The 18,022-nt window shown below is 49.5% G+C and carries 20 protein-coding genes and 1 pseudogene; 5 read left to right on the top strand and 16 right to left on the bottom strand.

Annotation, left to right across the window (positions count from 1 at the left end):
* Window positions 1–38: 38 nt before the first annotated feature.
* The 3 genes and pseudogenes from RIF25_RS15990 to RIF25_RS15980 form a co-directional block, all read left to right on the top strand.
* A complete protein-coding gene (locus tag RIF25_RS15990; RefSeq protein WP_322879519.1) occupies window positions 39–794 on the top strand; it encodes an SDR family oxidoreductase in 756 nt (251 codons plus the stop codon).
* Window positions 795–1,002: 208 nt separating this feature from the next.
* A complete protein-coding gene (lpdA, locus tag RIF25_RS15985) occupies window positions 1,003–2,430 on the top strand; it encodes a dihydrolipoyl dehydrogenase (RefSeq protein ID WP_322879518.1) in 1,428 nt (475 codons plus the stop codon).
* Window positions 2,431–2,452: 22 nt separating this feature from the next.
* A pseudogene (locus RIF25_RS15980) lies at window positions 2,453–2,698 on the top strand (type II toxin-antitoxin system RelN family antitoxin); the annotation flags it as partial.
* Between the two features lie 316 nt (window positions 2,699–3,014).
* Here the strand turns inward: RIF25_RS15980 and RIF25_RS15975 are convergent.
* Window positions 3,015–3,812 carry a class I SAM-dependent methyltransferase gene (locus tag RIF25_RS15975; RefSeq protein WP_322879516.1) on the bottom strand — a complete coding sequence of 266 codons (798 nt, stop codon included), beginning with the start codon at window positions 3,810–3,812 and terminating at the stop codon, window positions 3,015–3,017.
* Window positions 3,813–4,149: 337 nt separating this feature from the next.
* Here RIF25_RS15975 and RIF25_RS15970 point away from each other — a divergent pair, with 337 nt between their 5' ends.
* Complete coding sequence (locus RIF25_RS15970; RefSeq protein WP_322879515.1) at window positions 4,150–5,559, top strand: phospholipid carrier-dependent glycosyltransferase; 1,410 nt, start codon at window positions 4,150–4,152, stop codon at window positions 5,557–5,559.
* Between the two features lie 209 nt (window positions 5,560–5,768).
* Here the strand turns inward: RIF25_RS15970 and RIF25_RS15965 are convergent, their stop codons facing one another.
* The 14 genes from RIF25_RS15965 to rpaB form a co-directional block, all read right to left on the bottom strand.
* Window positions 5,769–7,223: a cobyric acid synthase gene (locus RIF25_RS15965; RefSeq protein ID WP_407682460.1), complete on the bottom strand. Its 1,455-nt coding sequence runs from the start codon at window positions 7,221–7,223 to the stop codon at window positions 5,769–5,771.
* A 16-nt stretch (window positions 7,224–7,239) separates the two neighbouring features.
* The gene (locus tag RIF25_RS15960; RefSeq protein ID WP_322879513.1) at window positions 7,240–8,514 is read right to left on the bottom strand and encodes a D-alanyl-D-alanine carboxypeptidase/D-alanyl-D-alanine-endopeptidase; all 1,275 of its coding nucleotides are present in this window, start codon (window positions 8,512–8,514) and stop codon (window positions 7,240–7,242) included.
* A 162-nt stretch (window positions 8,515–8,676) separates the two neighbouring features.
* Entirely contained in the window at window positions 8,677–10,194 is a 1,518-nt protein-coding gene (gene atpA, locus RIF25_RS15955) for a F0F1 ATP synthase subunit alpha (protein WP_322879512.1), read from the bottom strand.
* A 60-nt stretch (window positions 10,195–10,254) separates the two neighbouring features.
* Window positions 10,255–10,809: an ATP synthase F1 subunit delta gene (gene atpH / locus RIF25_RS15950; RefSeq protein WP_322879511.1), complete on the bottom strand. Its 555-nt coding sequence runs from the start codon at window positions 10,807–10,809 to the stop codon at window positions 10,255–10,257.
* Window positions 10,810–11,340 carry a F0F1 ATP synthase subunit B gene (locus tag RIF25_RS15945; RefSeq protein WP_322879510.1) on the bottom strand — a complete coding sequence of 177 codons (531 nt, stop codon included), beginning with the start codon at window positions 11,338–11,340 and terminating at the stop codon, window positions 10,810–10,812.
* Window positions 11,341–11,353: 13 nt separating this feature from the next.
* Entirely contained in the window at window positions 11,354–11,785 is a 432-nt protein-coding gene (locus tag RIF25_RS15940) for a F0F1 ATP synthase subunit B' (protein ID WP_322879509.1), read from the bottom strand.
* A gap of 92 nt (window positions 11,786–11,877) precedes the next feature.
* A complete protein-coding gene (gene atpE / locus RIF25_RS15935) occupies window positions 11,878–12,126 on the bottom strand; it encodes an ATP synthase F0 subunit C (RefSeq protein ID WP_015124952.1) in 249 nt (82 codons plus the stop codon).
* A 120-nt stretch (window positions 12,127–12,246) separates the two neighbouring features.
* A complete protein-coding gene (atpB, locus tag RIF25_RS15930) occupies window positions 12,247–13,008 on the bottom strand; it encodes a F0F1 ATP synthase subunit A (protein ID WP_322879508.1) in 762 nt (253 codons plus the stop codon).
* Window positions 13,009–13,049: 41 nt separating this feature from the next.
* Entirely contained in the window at window positions 13,050–13,505 is a 456-nt protein-coding gene (locus tag RIF25_RS15925; RefSeq protein WP_322879507.1) for an ATP synthase subunit I, read from the bottom strand.
* 112 nt (window positions 13,506–13,617) lie between these two features.
* On the bottom strand, window positions 13,618–13,950 hold the full coding sequence (locus RIF25_RS15920; RefSeq protein WP_322879506.1) for a DUF565 domain-containing protein: 333 nt from the start codon (window positions 13,948–13,950) through the stop codon (window positions 13,618–13,620).
* A gap of 15 nt (window positions 13,951–13,965) precedes the next feature.
* Window positions 13,966–14,292, bottom strand: a complete 327-nt coding sequence (cutA, locus tag RIF25_RS15915; protein WP_322879505.1) for a divalent-cation tolerance protein CutA — start codon at window positions 14,290–14,292, stop codon at window positions 13,966–13,968.
* A gap of 80 nt (window positions 14,293–14,372) precedes the next feature.
* Window positions 14,373–14,681, bottom strand: coding sequence for a DUF2442 domain-containing protein (locus tag RIF25_RS15910; RefSeq protein WP_407682459.1), 309 nt, complete (start codon window positions 14,679–14,681; stop codon window positions 14,373–14,375).
* The gene (locus RIF25_RS15905) at window positions 14,662–14,898 is read right to left on the bottom strand and encodes a DUF4160 domain-containing protein (protein WP_322879503.1); all 237 of its coding nucleotides are present in this window, start codon (window positions 14,896–14,898) and stop codon (window positions 14,662–14,664) included. The genes RIF25_RS15910 and RIF25_RS15905 overlap by 20 nt, the downstream gene beginning before the upstream one ends.
* A 100-nt stretch (window positions 14,899–14,998) precedes the next feature.
* A complete protein-coding gene (rpaB, locus tag RIF25_RS15900) occupies window positions 14,999–15,742 on the bottom strand; it encodes a response regulator transcription factor RpaB (RefSeq protein WP_322879502.1) in 744 nt (247 codons plus the stop codon).
* Window positions 15,743–15,894: 152 nt separating this feature from the next.
* On the opposite strand from rpaB, the gene radA reads away from it, so the two are divergent.
* Window positions 15,895–17,271 carry a DNA repair protein RadA gene (gene radA / locus RIF25_RS15895; protein WP_322879501.1) on the top strand — a complete coding sequence of 459 codons (1,377 nt, stop codon included), beginning with the start codon at window positions 15,895–15,897 and terminating at the stop codon, window positions 17,269–17,271.
* A 361-nt stretch (window positions 17,272–17,632) separates the two neighbouring features.
* Here radA and RIF25_RS15890 read toward each other — a convergent pair whose 3' ends face one another.
* Window positions 17,633–17,857: a hypothetical protein gene (locus RIF25_RS15890; protein WP_322879500.1), complete on the bottom strand. Its 225-nt coding sequence runs from the start codon at window positions 17,855–17,857 to the stop codon at window positions 17,633–17,635.
* Between the last annotated feature and the right edge of the window lie 165 nt (window positions 17,858–18,022).

The following is an 18,022-nucleotide window of genomic DNA, read 5'->3' as shown; positions in this document are numbered from 1 at the left end:
CACTATGCTGAATCTGGTCAATAACAACCGGGAAAAGTATGAATATTAAAGGTTCAGTAGCACTCGTTACGGGGGCAAACGGGGGAATTGGTTCGATTTTTGTTCAACAATTACTGGAGTCAGAAGCTGGTAAAGTTTATGCCTGTGCCAGAGATGTTTCTAAGCTAAATTCGTTAGTTTCCTTAGAACCGCATCGAGTCATTCCGGTTGAGTTAAATATTGTCAATCCTGAGTCTGTCGCCGCTGCTGCCCGACAATGTTCTGATGTGACTATCTTGATTAATAATGCTGGAACATCCCTGAATCAAGGCTTAATCGCTGCTGTTAATTTAGATGCAGCCCGGCAGGAAATGGAACTCAACTATTTTGGGCTGTTGTCCATGTGTCGGGCCTTTGCCCCAGGCCTGAAACAACAAGGGGGTGGTGCAATTGTCAACATTCTGTCCTTGCTTGGGAAAATCAACTTGCCCTTTAGTGGCTCCTACAGTGCATCTAAGGCGGCGGCATTCTCTCTAACTCAGGGGATTAGGGCAGAATTGATGGCCCAGGGGACTTTAGTGATTGGAGTGATGCCGGGAACTGTTAACACGGAACTCGCCAAAGATTGGCCCGATCCCAAGGTTGAACCCACAGAAGTCGTTAAAGATACCCTCCAGGCCGTGATTGATGGACAAGAAGATGTCTACCCCGGTGAACAGGCCCAGCAAATTTCTAATCAGCTCCTCACAGATCCGAAGGGTGTGGAGAAATATTTGGGGAATTTCTTGCCGGGTTTGTCTTTAGCTGGCCTGTAGGTTGAATTGCGCTGAACCCCGCTTTGTTGATCTGAGGCACAGGCTGAGGAAGAGTCCGTTGTTTGGCAACATCACCCAGGCCCAGAATACCCGCAATCCGATAGGATGAAACATTGGTAGCTTGAATGGCTCTGGTGGCCACAACCCAAGTCCATCCAGATAATTACCTAATTTTCATCGTGTCATTGTCGAAGAAGGAGTCCGCAGCGTGAGTTTTGACTACGATTTGGTCATTATTGGGGCCGGGGTCGGTGGCCATGGGGCGGCTCTCCATGCGGTCAGTTGTGGCTTAAAGACGGCCATTATCGAAGCAGCGGATATGGGCGGCACCTGTGTCAATCGCGGCTGTATTCCCTCAAAGGCCTTGTTGGCAGCCTCAGGCCGGGTGCGGGAACTGAAACAGGCTCATCACCTGCAAACTTTGGGGATTCAGCTGGGTCAGGTGAGTTTTGAGCGGGGCGGTATTGCGAATCATGCAAAAAATCTGGTGCAGAAAATTCGGGGGGACTTAACCAACAGCATCAAACGCTTGGGGGTGGATATTCTCGTCGGCCGGGGCAAGGTGGCCGGAAATCAAAAGGTCACAGTGACTACCCCAACTGGGGAAAAGACCGTCACCGCTGAAAACATCATCATTGCCAGTGGTTCGATTCCCTGGGTGCCGCCGGGGATTGAGGTGGATGGCAAAACTGTCTTTACCAGTGACCAGGCCGTGCAGTTGGATTGGCTCCCCGATTGGATTGCGATTATTGGCAGTGGCTACATTGGCCTGGAGTTTTCCGATATTTATACGGCTCTCGGCTGTGAAGTGACGATGATTGAAGCTCTCGATCAACTGATGCCCACGTTTGACCCGGACATTGCCAAAATCGCCCAACGGGTCTTGATTACTCCCCGCGATATTGAAACCCACACGGGCAAAATTGCCAAGAAAATCACTCCTGGATCGCCTGTTGTCATCGAATTAGCGGATCCCAAAACCAAGGAAGTCACCGAAATTTTAGAAGTGGATGCCTGTTTAGTGGCTACGGGGCGGATTCCGGCAACCAAAGACCTGGGCCTGGAAACAGTGGGAGTGGAAACCGATCAGCGGGGCTTTATCCCAGTCAATGATCAGATGGCCGTCCTCAAAAATGGCAAACCTGTGAAAAATCTTTGGGCGATTGGGGATGCCACTGGCAAAATGATGTTGGCCCATGCCGCTTCTGCCCAAGGGATTACCGTTGTGGAAAACATTGCCGGCCGGTCGCGCACCGTTAACTATCGCAGTATTCCGGCGGCGGCGTTTACCCATCCCGAAATTAGCTTTGTCGGCTTAACTGAACCGGATGCAAAAAAACTCGGTGAGGCAGAAGGGTTTCCAGTTTCCAGTGTTCGCACCTATTTCAAAGGCAACTCCAAAGCCCTGGCCGAGGGAGAAACCGATGGAATTGCTAAGGTGATTTTCCGGCCCGACACGGGCGAGATTTTAGGCACCCATATCTTTGGCCTGCACGCTTCAGATTTGATTCAAGAAGCCGCCAATGCGATTGCGAAAAATACCAATGTTAAGGAATTGGCCTTTATGGTCCATACTCACCCGACCCTTTCAGAAGTCTTAGACGAAGCCTTTAAGCGAGCGGCAGAAGTAGAGTAACCCCAAAGCCCCAGTCACTGGCTTAGAAGTCACAGGTATTGTCGATGAGCAAGGGAATTTGTCCCTCCATGAACCTGTGCCTGTAATGACTCAAGGGGCTGTGCGGGTGATTATTTTGTATCCTGAGCAGACAGAAGATCTTGAGCAAGATGCAGACGATACATCAGTAGAAGCGATCAAAGCCAGTTTACGCCGAGCCTTGCAACAGGCAACCACCGGGCAAAGAATCCCTCTTTCTCAGATGTGGGAAGGAATTGACGCGGAATGATTGATACCTTTTTAAGGCAGCTTCTAACCTGAGCCTTATCTCATAGATATTATTTTAAGAACTCTTGAACAAGAGTTTGGGACTATTTCAGTAGCGCATTATGCATAAGTCTTGTACCATACTTCACAAATAGCTTTGGGGTGCATCATTCCGAAATCCAGGCTCGTTCGTAAAGTTCAGAAGTGCAATCCCCCGGATCTGATGTATATCGTTCAAGCTGAACGGTGAAATTGCCAAGCTTTAAATAGATGAGCAAATGCAGGCGCGGCTGATAAGAAGGAATGTAGCCCAACCAACTGTCTGTCGCTGTGAAATTTTAGCTTGCAGTGTATGCCCAGATTTCAAATTTTGCTTGGGAGGATAAATCCACTTCTAAAGAGCCGTAATGGTCATGACAAAATAGTTCAAACTCATCCATTGCTTGCCAAAATGCTTCTTCTGGAACAAGCCAGCATAATCCGTATGCCCGTAACCTGTAGAAACTGAGTAATTCCTGAATCTGGTTGCGGACTTTCCATTCCTTGGCGATCAAGTAATTACACTGATAACCTTTAAGACTTAAATACTCCTCTACGTTAATTTCGTTGATGATTCTTGGTGGCTGTCGCGAGGGTTGTGGTTCTTGATACTTGGCCAAGATAGTTTGCAAATGTTGTTCAAATTCCAGCCGCGCCGGTGGCGTAATCCATTGAGCATTAAGATAAAAACCGTTTGGTTTCAGGACACGATCAATCTCATCTAAAAATAGTCCCAAGTTGGAGAAAGCGTGAAGCATATGAACAGTTAGGACAACGTCAAAGCTGCGATCTGGAAAGGGTAGTTGTGAAGCATCCCCAAGAATTAGTTTCAGATTTGGAGGAATTTGATCCAGCTTTTGACGAAACTGGTTCAGCATTTCCGGGGAAACATCAATGCCAGTTACAGAATAGCCACGTTTAACGAAGGGAAGGACATTTAAGCCAGTACCTACACCCGGCTCAAGAAAGGTAGTTTCGGGGGTTGCGTTCACTAAAGTCAGAATAAAATCCGCAACGTCCTCGGCAATGGGTTCTGGCAGCCAGCGGGTTTGGTCATAAATATGAGCAATGTTGCTGTAGTAAACACGTTTACCCATTTTTCGTAACCTAATTCTGCATATTCAATTAAATTCACTGCCAAGACTGTCACAAAGTTATTTGACAATATTTTTCCAAATTTAGGGCATTGCCAGCAATCGTCTAGGGTCAGAGATGCAATGTTCAAGCTCTGGGGGAAAATTCCCAAGCTTTGAGGTTCATCATTTGAGCTTAGAACTTCAACGATCCAGTTCAGAAGTCCAAAATTCGTAGAGCAAAGCTCGTTCGCAGAGTTCAGAACCTCAACGATCCACTTCGGAAGTATAAAGACCAGGTTGAACAGTACAATCTTTCAGGTCAAGTATTCAAAGGCACTGCCCTATGCCCAGGCCCCTGATGTTTTTACGATCTCCCCTTGGTCTTGGCCTGGTGGGGGTGTGGCTATTTGCCCTAGTAACGCGCTTTTGGGGCCTGACGCGGTTTAATACGCTGGTTTTTGATGAAATTTACTTTGCCCGCTTTGGCCGGAATTATTTAGCCGGACTGCCTTTTTTTGATGCCCATCCGCCCTTGGGAAAATATTTGATTGCCTTGGGAATTTACTTGTCGGGCCATTTTGATCCCTGGGGCTATCGCTGGCTGAATGCCTTTACAGGTGCTTTAATTCCCCTATTGGTGGCAGGACTGGCCGCGTGTTTGTGGCGAAAACCATTATTTATTTTCTTGGCGGCATTCTTGACCAGTTTAGATGGGTTGCTGTTGGTTGAATCTCGCTATGCCCTCATCAATATGTATTTGCTCTTTTTTGGCCTGGTGGGGCAGATCCTCTGGCTCTGGGCCTGTGGGCAACGGGGGCGGCAACGCTGGATTGGGTTAGTGGGGGCGGGGTTGGCCTTGGGCTGTTGTGTGGCAGTGAAGTGGAGTGGTCTGGGCTATGTTTTGGGGCTTTATGGGGTCTGGGGCATTGCCAAAATATGCGGCTGGGTTTGGGGCTATGGTCAACGTTGGGGGCAGCATCTCCAGGCCTGGGGTAATTGGTCTTTCTGGCAGATGGGCCTGGTGTTCCCGATCTCCATGGCTGGTATCTATAGTCTGCTCTGGTGGCCCCATTTGCGCTTAAATCCGGGGGTTGGCTTTTTCCAAATTCAGCAGCAGCTTTACAACTATCACAAGAGTATTAGCAGCACAGCCCATCCCTATTGTTCAGCTTGGTTTACTTGGCCCTTGGGTCTGCGTCCAATGAGCTATTTTTACTTAACAGTTGATCAGCTTACCCCCAACTTAGGGAATCCGCCCTTATTCGGCCCCATGTCCCCCCGGAATGCCACGGCTTGGGTTTATGATGTCCATGCCCAATTTAATCCAGTCCTGCTTTGGCTCAGTACCCTTAGCGTGTTAATTTTGCTGCTTGGCCTGGGGGTCTGGATCTGGGAGCGATGGCAATGGGATCAAACTCGGCCCATACAATTTTCTGGCTCGGCCCAACATCAGGTAACGCGGCAATTGACTCCGGCGGTGGCTCTGTTTGTGGTGATGAACTACGGGGCTAATTTATTACCTTGGGTGCAGGTGGGTCGCTGTTTATTTATTTATCACTATTTGCCCGCAGCGATTTTTAGTTTTCTCGGCCTAGCCGCATTACTGACCCAGGCAGGGATCCAATCGGATATTCGTTGGCGGGGAGTCGCGGTTTTGGCCATTGCCCTCGTTATCGGTGGGTTTATCTTTTGGCTGCCGATCTTTTTGGGCTTGCCCCTCACTCCCCTAGAATTTAGTTGGCGGATGTGGTTTCGCTCCTGGATTTAGGCAGGCAATGGGATCGTGCCGGAATATGGTCATGGCAACAATCAAACCACTCTATGAAACAGAGTATGCCGACTGGGTTTAAAACCCGACTGCCCCAGGCCGATTTCCCTGACTCCTGCCCCGATGATGTTCTGGCTCTGATTGCAGGTCACTCTATCCTCAATCTCGCCACTCTTTCTTTGTGATTGAGTAATGTTAGGGCGGTTTCTTTACGATGCCAACAGCAAGTCTAAGTTAAGGTGGGGGGCAATTAAATCCGTAATCTGGCTCAGGTGTAAGTCCCGTTGTTGATCGTAATTACTAATCGCAGTGGCTAAGGGGGGCAGGGATTTTTTCGCCCGGAGTTGATTGAGCCAGGCCCGCCGCCATTGGCCATTGTCAAACAGTCCGTGTAAGTAAGTCCCCCAGAGGGTTTGGCTAACGTTGACCATCCCCAGGCCAGGTTCGGCGAACAAGTCTTGATTATCCCCCCGCTGATCAAAGTCGGTTTCCCCTTGGTGAATTTCATAGCCCGTAATTGGGGAGGTGATCGGGTACTGAATCGTGGCTTGACGTTGTTGGGTGACTTTATCCGGCGTAATTATGGTAGTTAAGGGTAATAAGCCCAGGCCTGGCCAGGTTCCGGTAATTCCCTCTAGTCCCTCCGGATCAGAGATTTCTTGCCCTAGGATCTGCATCCCGCCACAGATTCCGAAAATTGTCCCCCCGGCTGCGGCATAGTTTTTAAGCTGAGTGGCCATCCCGGTTTTAATCAGGGTTTGTAGATCTGAAATCGTTGTCTTACTTCCGGGCAAAATCACCCCATCCGGCTGTCCTAAGGGTTCTCCTGGTTTGATATAGCGCAATTTCACGGTGGGTTCACTTAAGAAGGGGTCAAAATCCGTAAAGTTGGCAATCCGGGGGAACTGGATCACGGCAATTTCTAGGTCGGTCTGGCTTGTAGAGGTGCGCCGCTCAAATAAATCTAAGGAATCTTCCGCTGGTAATTGGGTGTCAAGATAGGGAATCACCCCCAAGACGGGAATCCCAGTCCGCGCTTCTAACCAATCCAAGCCCGACTGTAAGAGTGATCGCTGCCCCCGAAACTTGTTGATCACAAACCCGTTAATTAAGGCCCGCTCCTCTGGTTCCAATAGTTCCAACGTCCCGACAATATGGGCAAAGACCCCTCCTCGATCAATATCGGCAACTAACACTGTCCGGGCCTGGAGATGGGTCGCGATCCGCATATTGGTTAAATCCCGATGCTTGAGATTGATTTCCGCGGGACTGCCGGCCCCTTCACAGACAATCGCCTCAAACTGTTGGGATAACTCGGTCAATGACTGACAAATAGCGGCCCAGCCCCGGTCAAAATAATCGCGATAGTAGTCGGCGGCCCCGGTTTTTCCCCCAGCCTGGCCCCGCAAAATCACCTGGGAGGTCATGTCCCCTTGGGGTTTGAGCAAAATCGGATTCATCGCCACTTGGGGTTCAACTCCGGCGGCCCAGGCCTGGACGGCTTGCGCGTAACCAATCTCTCCCCCTTCAGTGGTGACATAGGCATTCAGAGCCATGTTTTGCCCTTTGAATGGGGTAACTCGATAGCCGCGCCGGGCCAAAAGCCGACAGATCACCGCCGTTAAGAGGGATTTTCCGGCATGGGACGTTGTTCCGACCACCATCACGGCCGGGTTGAACTTAGGAGCGGGGGGCAGGGTCAAGGTTCCGATTTAAGTCTCCAATTTTGGGATAAGTAGATTTACTAAGAAAGGGCGGGGGTAAGGGGGTTGGCGTTCCCAAGGTACGACTCAAGGCCTGGACAAACTGATCCTGTTGCTCCCGAAAGCTCCAAACATGATCCACGGTTGAGTTATTAACAATTGCAAAACAAACGGGGCCAAATTTACGAGTGGGAACAACCCCAACTAATGCACTGACATTCCAGAGAGTTCCAGTTTTGATCAAGGTTGCTTTGGGGAGTTGCCGATATTCCACCGTGCCTTTATCCCGGCCTGCCATCGGTAATACATCCGCCAGGTTATAGTTTTGGGGGACTAACCAGGCCTGGAGCCGGTCTAACATTCCACAGGCCGCCCGCGGTGAAACCCGATTTTCATCCCCCAGGCCAGAGCCGTTAATGAGTTGAATATCGGTCGGGGTTAAATTAGCTAACTCAATGGCCCGTTTGGCCACCCTGGGCCCACCCCCCACAACCCCAGCGAGAGCCTCGGCAATGTCGTTATTGCTGTAAATATTCATCTGTCGGACAATTTCAATCAAGGGGAGAGATTGATGGGCAAACAGGCGTTTCGCTGTCGGTGAGGCCTGGGTCTGAGGGATGACGGTGCCTTGAATACGAACTTGCGCCGCGGGGATGGTTAATTTCTCGGCCTGGGCCTGTTGGCGCACATAGTCGGGCAGTTGGCGGGTGTCCATTGCTTGGCGGAGATAAACCCCAGCGGTGAGGGGATCCGTCTCAAAATTCATCATCAAGGGGCCAACCACCACCAGATTTCCCTGCACCTCTCGAATACCCAACTGATTCAACTGATGCCCAATGGCCGCCCCCTCTTCCCAGACCAGCAGCGGATCACCTCCGCCGATCACCACCAAGTCGCCGCGCAAAACCCCATTCTGAATTGGCCCCGTTGCTGCCAGTTGGGTTGTAAACCGATAATCTGTCCCTAATTGCTCCAAGACAACTAAACTGGTGGCCACCTTAGTCACGGATGCGGCCGACAGGGGTTTTTCACCATTGTGATTGACCAATAATTCCCGCCCGGCCTGGAGCCAAATCCCCTGAGTCTGGGGCGAAAAACCTAAGGATGCCAAATTTTTCAGATAGGCCTGGGTTTGGGCTTGGAGTTGGGGATCGGATTGCGTCACCAGGGCCTGGGGTTGGGGAAGAGTCAGAGGGGGTTGCCCAGTTTGCATTTCCCAGAGTAGATTAGTTGCTGCTAAAAGTTCCCACATAAAATCTACGTCGCTCCCCTCCCTTCACCTATTGTGACCGTTAATTAGTTATAGCCTCTTTTAGAAAGATGGTTTGAATTCTCCAATGCTGTGAGTAATAAAAATCCCTAAAGCTGTGGACTCTAGGGACTATCGTGATGGAAATAACGTTAAGGGTTGAGCTTAGGCAACCGCAGCAAAGGTTTTCTGGTACTCAATCAGGGCTTCTTTGAGGAGAGACTCGGCTGTTTCATCCAGTTTTTTGCTGCTGCGAACTGCTTCGCCGTATTGGGGCTTGCTGCTGCTGAGGTATTCCCGGAAGCCAGCGACAAATTTCACCACTTGCTCTACGGCAATCTCATCCAAGTAGCCATTGCTTCCGGCATAGATGATCGCCACCTGCTCTTCCACTGGAATGGGTGAGTATTGGGGTTGTTTGAGGAGTTCCCGTAAGCGTTGCCCCCGAGCCAGTTGATTTTGGGTCGCTTTATCCAAGTCAGAGGCAAACTGGGCAAAGGCCTGGAGTTCGTCAAACTGAGCCAAGTCAAGTTTGAGTTTCCCAGCCACCTGTTTCATCGCTTTGATTTGCGCCGCTGAACCGACCCGAGACACAGAAATCCCGGCGTTAATCGCAGGCCGTAAACCAGCGTTGAATAAGTCCGTTGACAAGAAGATTTGCCCGTCCGTAATCGAAATCACGTTGGTGGGAATGTAAGCGGATACGTCCCCGGCCTGGGTTTCCACAATCGGCAAGGCGGTCATGCTCCCTTCACCCAATTCCGGACTGAGCTTGGCGGCCCGCTCTAATAAGCGCGAGTGGAGGTAGAATACATCCCCTGGATAGGCTTCCCGCCCCGGTGGCCGCCGCAAGAGTAGGGACATTTGCCGATAGGCCTGGGCTTGCTTAGAGAGGTCATCATAGACGACTAAGGTGTGTTTGCCCTTGTACATGAAGTACTCAGCCAAGGTCGCCCCGGTATAAGGCGCAAGATACTGCAAGGCGGCGGGATCACTCGCGTTAGCGGCAACGATGATCGTGTAATCGAGCGCACCCCGTTCCCGGAAAACTTCGACAACTTGGGCTACCGTAGAGGCTTTTTGCCCAATGGCGACATAAACACAAATGACATCCTGGCCTTTTTGATTCAGGATGGTGTCAATGGCAACGGCAGTTTTACCGGTTTGACGGTCACCAATAATTAACTCCCGTTGGCCGCGACCGACCGGGATCATGGCATCAATCGCAGTAATCCCGGTTTGCATCGGCTCATAGACAGACTTCCGTTGAATAATCCCCGGCGCGGCTGATTCCAATAAACGGGTTTCGCTGCTGACAATATCGCCTTTGCCGTCAATGGGGCGCACAAGGGCATCCACAACCCGACCAATCACAGCTTCTCCCACGGGCACAGCGGCAATTTTCCCGGTGGAGCGAACGGTACTACCTTCTTCAATATCCAGGCCCTCACCCATGAGCACCACGCCGACATTATCTTCTTCGAGGTTGAGGGCGATACCGACAGTCCCATCTTCAAATTCCAGGAGTTCCGAGGACATGGCTTTGTCTAACCCATAGACCCGGGCAATCCCGTCACCGACTTGCAGGACAGTCCCGACATTATCTACCTTGATGGCCTGGTCGTACTGTTCGATTTGCTGACGAATAATGCTACTAATTTCATCGGGTCGGATACTTACCATAGGAGTTACTCTCTAAAAATTGGACAAGGGAAAAAGTAGGAAAAATGAAACCAGAAAACTTTAGCTGGCAGCTAAAAGGGAGTTACTTAAGCGGCGCAGTTGACCTCGTAAGCTCGCGTCTAAGACTTGGGAACCCACTTTGACAATCACCCCTCCAATCAGGCTCGGATCAAGGTGACAGGCTAATTCCACTTGGCTAGCTCCGGAGATGGCTTTGACTTTATGAACCACGGCCTCCCGCTGAGCTTCAGTGAGTTCGACAGTGGTTGTGACTTCAGCAAGAACAATATTTTGCAGCTTCCGCACGAGGGCTTGGTATTGTTCAGCGATCTCTTGGGCCACAAAGATACGTCGTCGATCCACAAGCAAGAGGAGAAAGTTAAGGAAATAGCTGTGGACTTTATCGTTCAAGAGCTGGCGAATCACGGCTTTCTTGGCCTCGCCCTTTGTGAGGGGATTGCTGATGAAGCTGCGTAACTCTAGGGAACTGGCTAATAATTCTAGAAATAAACTCGTGTCTTCACTAAAGCGGGAAACAAGTCCCTGGGTTTGAGCGAGGGAAAGAAGGGCCTCGGCGTAGGGTTCTGTGATTGCTGCACTGACAGGGGATGCCATTTAGTTACCTCCTAGTAGAGCCAAGCTCCGATCAATCAATTGCTGTTGGGCCGACTGATTCGGGGCAATGCGGTGGGCCAGTTCCGCTTCCACCTGTTCAAGGGCTAACTCGGCAATCCGCTGACGAACTTCTAAACTCACCCGTTCTTCTTGGGCCAGTGTGTCTTGTCCGGCGGTGGCTTTCAGTCGTTCAATTTCAACCTGGGCCTGGGCCAAAATTTGCTCTCTGGCCTGTTTGGCTCGGACTTCCGCTTCACTGATGATCCGTTTGGCTTCTTCTTGGGCCTGGGCTAATTTTTGTTGTTCATCGGCCAAGCGGGCGGCGGCGGTTTGTTTTCGCTCCTCAGCTTCTTTCACCTCAGTGGCAATGGCGGCCTGGCGATCTCCAAGGATTTTGCCCAAGACCCCTTTGCCAAAGTAAACCAGAATGCCAATGACAATGGCTAGGTTAATAATGTTTGTTTCAAACAGGTTGAAGTTCAAGCCAAAGTGACCCGCTTCTTCCGTTGCCAAAATCCACACTGCGTCCACCAATATTCCTCCATTAGCCGACTAATTCTGCACCCAACAGCTTGGTGAGGAGCTGCCGACTGAGACCTGATACTTGCGCTTCTAAGGTATTCAAGGCTGCTTGCTTTTGCTGATCCAGTTCCTGTTGAGTTTGGAGCAGTTGAGCTTGCACCTCCTGTTGAGCAGCGGCAATTTCCTGGGCGGCTATTTTGGTTGCTTCCGCTTGGGCTTCAGCAATCAGGGCCTGGGATTGACGGCGAGTTTCAGCCAATTCTTGTTCATATTGGGCGGCCAGTTGATTGGCTTTTTCAGCCCGTTGTTTAGCCTCCGTGAGGTTGGTACGCACATAGTCGTTGCGCTCATCCAGGGCCTGGGTCAGGGGCTTGTAGAAAACAAAGTTGAGGATCACCGTTAATAGTAAGAACTGCGCTGCCATCAGGGGCAAGGTTGCATCAAAATCAAACATCAATCTCTCCTAGTTGTGGAGATCCTGGGGATTAGCGATAAATCAAACTTAAGTTGAATAACGACTAATCCCGTGAGATCGCTTCAGATTGCTTAGGACACAAAAGGGTTGGCAAACAACAGCACAAGGGCAATAACCAGGCCATAGATGGTCAAAGATTCCATGAAGGCGAGGGTTAACAACAAAGTGCCGCGAATTTTGCCTTCTGCTTCTGGTTGGCGGGCAATCCCTTCTACGGCCGAACCCGATGCATTACCTTGGCCAATACCAGGCCCGATTGCAGCCAGGCCAATTGCTAAAGCCGCCGCCAATACCGATGCAGATGCAACTAAGGGATCCATTTTTATTCCTCTAACTACAATACGAAATCAATCAAATTTCCAGAGTTAACAATACCAGTCAATGGGCCTGGCCGCTGAACTCAATTTCGGCTTTCACCGGAGTTATTCCCCGGAGCTAACCTAGTGGGCTTCCTCATGCTCTTCACCATGACCTTCCATTGCTTCCCCAATATAGGTAGCGGCAAGGGTGGCAAAGACAATGGCCTGGATAGCACTGGTAAACAACCCCAGGAGCATCACCGGCAAGGGAACAAACAGGGGCACAAGCAGTACTAAGACTCCCACAACCAACTCGTCGGCGAGAATATTCCCAAAAAGACGGAAGCTGAGGGAGAGGGGCTTGGTGAAATCCTCCAAAATGGCAATGGGCAATAACACTGGGGTTGGTTCAATATACCTACGGAAATAGCCCAGGCCCCGTTTCCGCAGTCCTGCATAAAAGTAGGCTAAAGAGACCAACAGGGCCAAGGCCACAGTGGTATTAATGTCGTTAGTCGGTGCAGCCAGTTCTCCTTCCGGTAGCTCTAACAGTTTCCAAGGTACGAGGGCCCCAGACCAGTTAGAAACAAAGATGAATAGAAAGAGCGTCCCAATAAAGGGAACCCAACCCCGATAATCTGCCTCACCAATTTGCCCTTTGGTTAAATCTCGGACAAAGTCTAAGGCATATTCCATCAGGTTTTGCACACCTTGGGGAATCCGTTGAATATTCCGGGTTGCTAAAACGGCAGCCACAATCAGGATGAGACTAACAATCCAGGTGGTGATGAACACTTGCCCATGCACTTTGAGATTGCCAATGTGCCAGTAAAAATGTTGCCCGACCTCAATTTTGGCCAGGGGGAGTATCATCCAATCTGGAAAATACACAGAAGGCATCATGCCCAGAACCTCATGGAAGTGCGAAAAAATCATACCAGTTTTCATTGGCCTGTCTGCGGCGGCAAAATGACTGTCCGAAACATATAGACCAAAATGGCTGCTTTATAGGTCAGAAACCCCAGAAATACAGGCAGAATGTGGAGTTGTTGCCAACGAGTTGCAATGACAAGCACTACAACAAGGACAAGTAACTGACTCTTTCCCACCTTAGTTTTGCCTCGTCCCAATTGCTCAACATTGTTTGCTAACAGTCGCAAGTAAATTAACGCTGTAATTGCCCCAACAATATAATTAAGTGCCGTATTGAACGAGTAAAAGAACCAGACCGCGGGAAAGACAATCAACATCAGAACTACACTGGTCAACAGCAATTCCTGACGGAGTTGATAAAACTCTTGCATGGAATCTGAGCCGGAAATATCCTCTCGGGGACTGTCCAAGGCTGCAAAATTCGCAATTGGGGAGTTTTCTTCCGGGTTAGGTGTAGGGTCAGACACAAAGCAGACTAAAAAGTCTCAAACTGGCCACTATTAAACCTATCACGCTTGGGCAACAATACTTTACGAATTTCACCCGTCCCACCAAATGCCCCCTGGCCCATTCTCCTCCTTAGCTACCCAAGAGGAAGGCGATCAGGAACAGACCATAGAGAACTCCGACTTTGAGGGCATTGAGGGTCTCCCCCAAGATTGTTTTTTGGAAGTTCCAACGATTTCCATAGAAAATGGCACTGAGGATTTCCGAGGCAATGGCCACAAGGGCCGAGGCCACGATGTCAATGTAGCCCACTTGTCCAGCGGTTGAGGCTAAGGCGGCCCCTAAGTAGATGCCAAAGAGGAGGGCAATAATCATCAGGGCTAACCGCCGCCAGGGATTGCGGAGTTGTTGCTGGATATTATCCCCAGTACGATTGAGTAGGGTAGTCAGACGGGTGTTCTGCATGGCCAGGCCGGGTGTTTAGGGTTGAGATGAAGCAGTTTGGGTGTGCATCCACTCTAAATAGGTCGGGCAACCGGTGACAATGGGTAGAAAAATAATTTCTGGGGTGGTATAAGAGTGGAGGATTTTAACCTTGGCTTCAATGGCGGGATATTGTTCTTGCCGTGTCTTAACCAGTAATTGCCATTCTGATTCTCGACAAATTTCCTGTTGCCAGATATAGACAGACTGAATTGGGAAGAGACTAACACAGGCCGCCAATCCATCCCTGACTAAGGCATCGGCAATCATTTCCGCTTCGGCCTGGGAACTGGCAGTGACATAAACAACACCAAAGTTAGTCATCGGCTCTTGAAAAAACTCCACTCAACGGCATTGACTAAAACAAGGCTGAATTGAAGCAGAAAGCCAGGAGAACGGGCTTGTTAGACTGCTGTTGACCGGTGCTTTAACCACGCTTGAAATGACTTTTGACTTTCTCCTGACGGTTGCCCCAAAATCAAATTTTTGATATTAATGTCCTCATCAAGCTGACTCCAATGAATTCCGCTTCCCTGGACAATTAGGCGATACTCATTGCGTTCTGCCACCGAACCATGCAGCAAGCGCGGATACCAGGCCAGGGGTACAGATATTGTCCGACCATCAGATACATCCACGGACAAAGTATCATCTTTAATGGTAACTTGCTGGATTGTCGGGAGTAGAAGAGATTCAATCATTAAAGAAGTCATTCCAGCCTGCCAAAAGTTGCGCTTGGTTTTCTTGGATTAGTTTTTGAATACGACTTATTTCTGTGCGACTAAATCGCCTATTACTTTGCAAACGAATCGGGTCAAGCCAGAACTTAGCTTCATCCGCATCAGGCTCGATGTGGATATGAGGTGGCTCATTATAATCGCCCACATAGCAGAAAAAACGATAGGGGCCAACCCTTAACAGCGTGGGCATTGAGAAATCCTAGTGGCATAGTTTCTCTTGATCATCATGCATCGGTAAAAGCTCTGTCAGCCTTTAACTAAACAGATGAAAGTTGTCCACCTCCCCTTAACTAGACTTTAGCTGTAGCAACTTCACCTGGTTCTATGATCCGTTGAAACAAATATCCCGTACCGCGGGCCGTTAGAATCAGTTCCGGGTTGCTGGGATCCTCCTCTAATTTAGCCCTTAGTCGAGAAATATGGACATCCACAACGCGGGTATCCACATGACGCTCCGGTGTGTAGCCCCAAACTTCCTGAAGAATTTCAGAGCGGGAAAACGCTTCTCCAGACCGACTGACCAACAATTCTAAGAGACTAAATTCCATCCCCGTCAAGCGAATCCGCTCATCCCCCTTATAGACTTGGCGGCGATTGGTATCCACCCGAATGGCGTTAATTTGGATCACACCAGAACTGGGTATGCCTGAGGTGGTGGTTTTTTCTACCCGGCGCAGGACAGAGCGAATCCGGGCTTCGAGTTCTTTGGGGGAAAATGGCTTGACCACATAATCATCGGCCCCCAATTCCAGGCCAGTGATCCGGTCGGCCACATCCCCCAGAGCAGTCAGCATAATGATTGGGACATCGGATTCCTTCCGTAGCTCCTGACAGACCCCATAGCCATCCAGCTTAGGCATCATCACATCAAGGACAACTAAATCTGGAAACTCGTCCCGAAAGGTGACTAAGGCTTCTTCCCCATCAGCAGCGGTAACGACCTGATAGCCAATCATTGAGAGTCGGGTTTCTAAAATGCGCCGAATACTGGCTTCATCATCAACCACAAGGATCTTTTCTTTGTGATTCTCCAAGACCGTTACCACTCCCGATATATAATGTTGTAAATGTTTATTACTTTATATCCTATCATTAAGCTACCACGTTCTCCCAGGCCTGGAAACCCTTATCTGTCCTAGGATTCCTGAATTATGAGTGGTTTATTAACTTTCATTTTTTCTTAATAATGCCCAGGCCCCGCACCCAATTTATTTGCCGTGAATGTGGAGCCGAGTATGCCCAATATTTTGGCCGCTGTAGCAGTTGTGAGCAGTGGAATACCCTAGACGAGCAAATACTCCCGAGCGTGACCCGCACTCCCGGAACCAGCAGTAAGTCCCGCAAAGCCAGTCCATCCCAGGCCCTGAGCTTAGACCAAATCACCGATACCCCCGAATTTCGCTTTAGTTCTGGTTTTGCGGAATTGGATCGGGTCTTGGGGGGTGGGGTTGTGCCGGGTTCCTTAGTCCTGGTTGGGGGTGATCCGGGCATTGGGAAATCCACTCTTCTCCTCCAGGCCGCGTTTCATTGGCAGCAGCAATATCCGGTGTTATACGTTTGTGCGGAAGAGTCGGGGCAACAGGTCAAGTTACGGGCCAAACGCCTGGGAACAACCCCTAGTCAGCAACTTTTACTATTACCGGAAAATGATGCCGAAGTAATTTTGACCGAGTTGGAGCAGATTCAGCCTACGGTGGCGGTGATTGACAGTATCCAGGCCATTTATTTGCCATCCTTAACGGCGGCTCCCGGCTCGATTTCTCAGGTGCGTGAATGTACGGCGGCATTGATGCGATTGGCCAAAAAGCAAAATATCAGCTTGTTTATTGTGGGTCATGTCACCAAAGAAGGGGCGATTGCTGGGCCGAAAGTCTTGGAGCATTTAGTAGATACGGTTTTATATTTTGAAGGGGAACGGTTTGCCAGTCATCGGCTCTTGCGGGCAGTCAAAAATCGCTTTGGGGCCAGTCAGGAAATTGGCGTGTTTCGGATGGTGGAGCAGGGTTTAGAAGAAGTCAGTAATCCCTCGGCCTTATTTTTAGGGGAAGCCGATGCCACACCGGGAACTGCAACCATCGTCGCCTGCGAAGGAACTCGTCCCTTAGTCGTGGAATTACAAAGCCTGGTTAGCCCCACCAGTTACCCTTCCCCCAGACGCTCAACCACGGGCATCGAATACAATCGGTTTTTACAAATTTTAGCTGTACTGGAAAAACGCTTGGGGATTCCTCTTTCTAAGCTAGATGCCTATGTCTCCTCTTCGGGGGGCTTGGTGGTGGCCGAACCAGCGGCAGATTTAGGCATTGCGGTGGCCGTGGTGGCCAGTTTTCGGGATCGCTTAGTCACGGCTCAGACTGTTTTGATTGGGGAAGTGGGTTTAGGCGGGCAAGTACGCTCTGTTTCCCAGTTAGAAATTCGGTTGAAAGAAGCACTCAAATTGGGATTCAAACGGGCAATTATTCCGAAATCTCAAGCCTTAGAGTTCCCTGGCCTGGAGGTGATTCCTGTTGCCAGAGTTGCAGATGCCTTAGTCGCTGGCCTGAGCAGCCAAGAAGATCAATAGATAGTAATACTGTCGCAATTTCGCTGTTTTCACTCAATCCTTTAGATTACAAATTGACTGACCACCATATTACAACTGCCAGTAGACACATTCAGTGTAGCAAAAATTGAGATATTCTATGGAGTTTATTTCATCCAGGCAGGAGTATATTTGGCCAAATTTCAGCATTAACAAACCGAGATAGATGTCTCACGTTGGTTGTTGCAATCACTACATTTCTAGCTGAGAGTGTTTTAGCTTGAGCAATCAAAATCATATCGGCATCAATATTTTTATCGTTTGTAGTCGGTTATCCTTGTTGCCGAGCCTGGGCCCAAAGTTGAGCCGCTTGACGCATGGCAAGGGTACAAATAGGTAAATATTAAACAAGTTTAATTAACTCGTCTAGCCGCTTTAAACCTTCTCCTTTATTTGCCCGCAATAATTCACGCCGAAGTTCATAGTCTGCAATTTCAGGAATTATTACAGTAGTACCAGAAATCAAATGATATTGAAGCCACGTAGCACAAGATTCACTTTGAGTTGATTGTTTTGGGTTAGTAATAAGACCAATAACTCCAGTATCTAAAATAATAGCCTGACTCACCAAGTAATTCCCTTAATTTTCTTCGGGAAAAGCTTACTCTCAATGGGACGATCTTGATCTAGCACCTGTAAGAGGAATACACCTGTTGCTTGTTGTTCAGTAGTATCAGATTGACATCCTCCGACCGTCCTGTAGCTTGCGTGTAAAGCAGGACGGGGATTCCTT

Source organism: Pseudocalidococcus azoricus BACA0444, assembly GCF_031729055.1.
In the GTDB taxonomy this organism is placed as follows: Bacteria; Cyanobacteriota; Cyanobacteriia; order Thermosynechococcales; family Thermosynechococcaceae; genus Pseudocalidococcus; species Pseudocalidococcus azoricus.
This window is presented reverse-complemented; position numbering and strand designations above follow the sequence as displayed.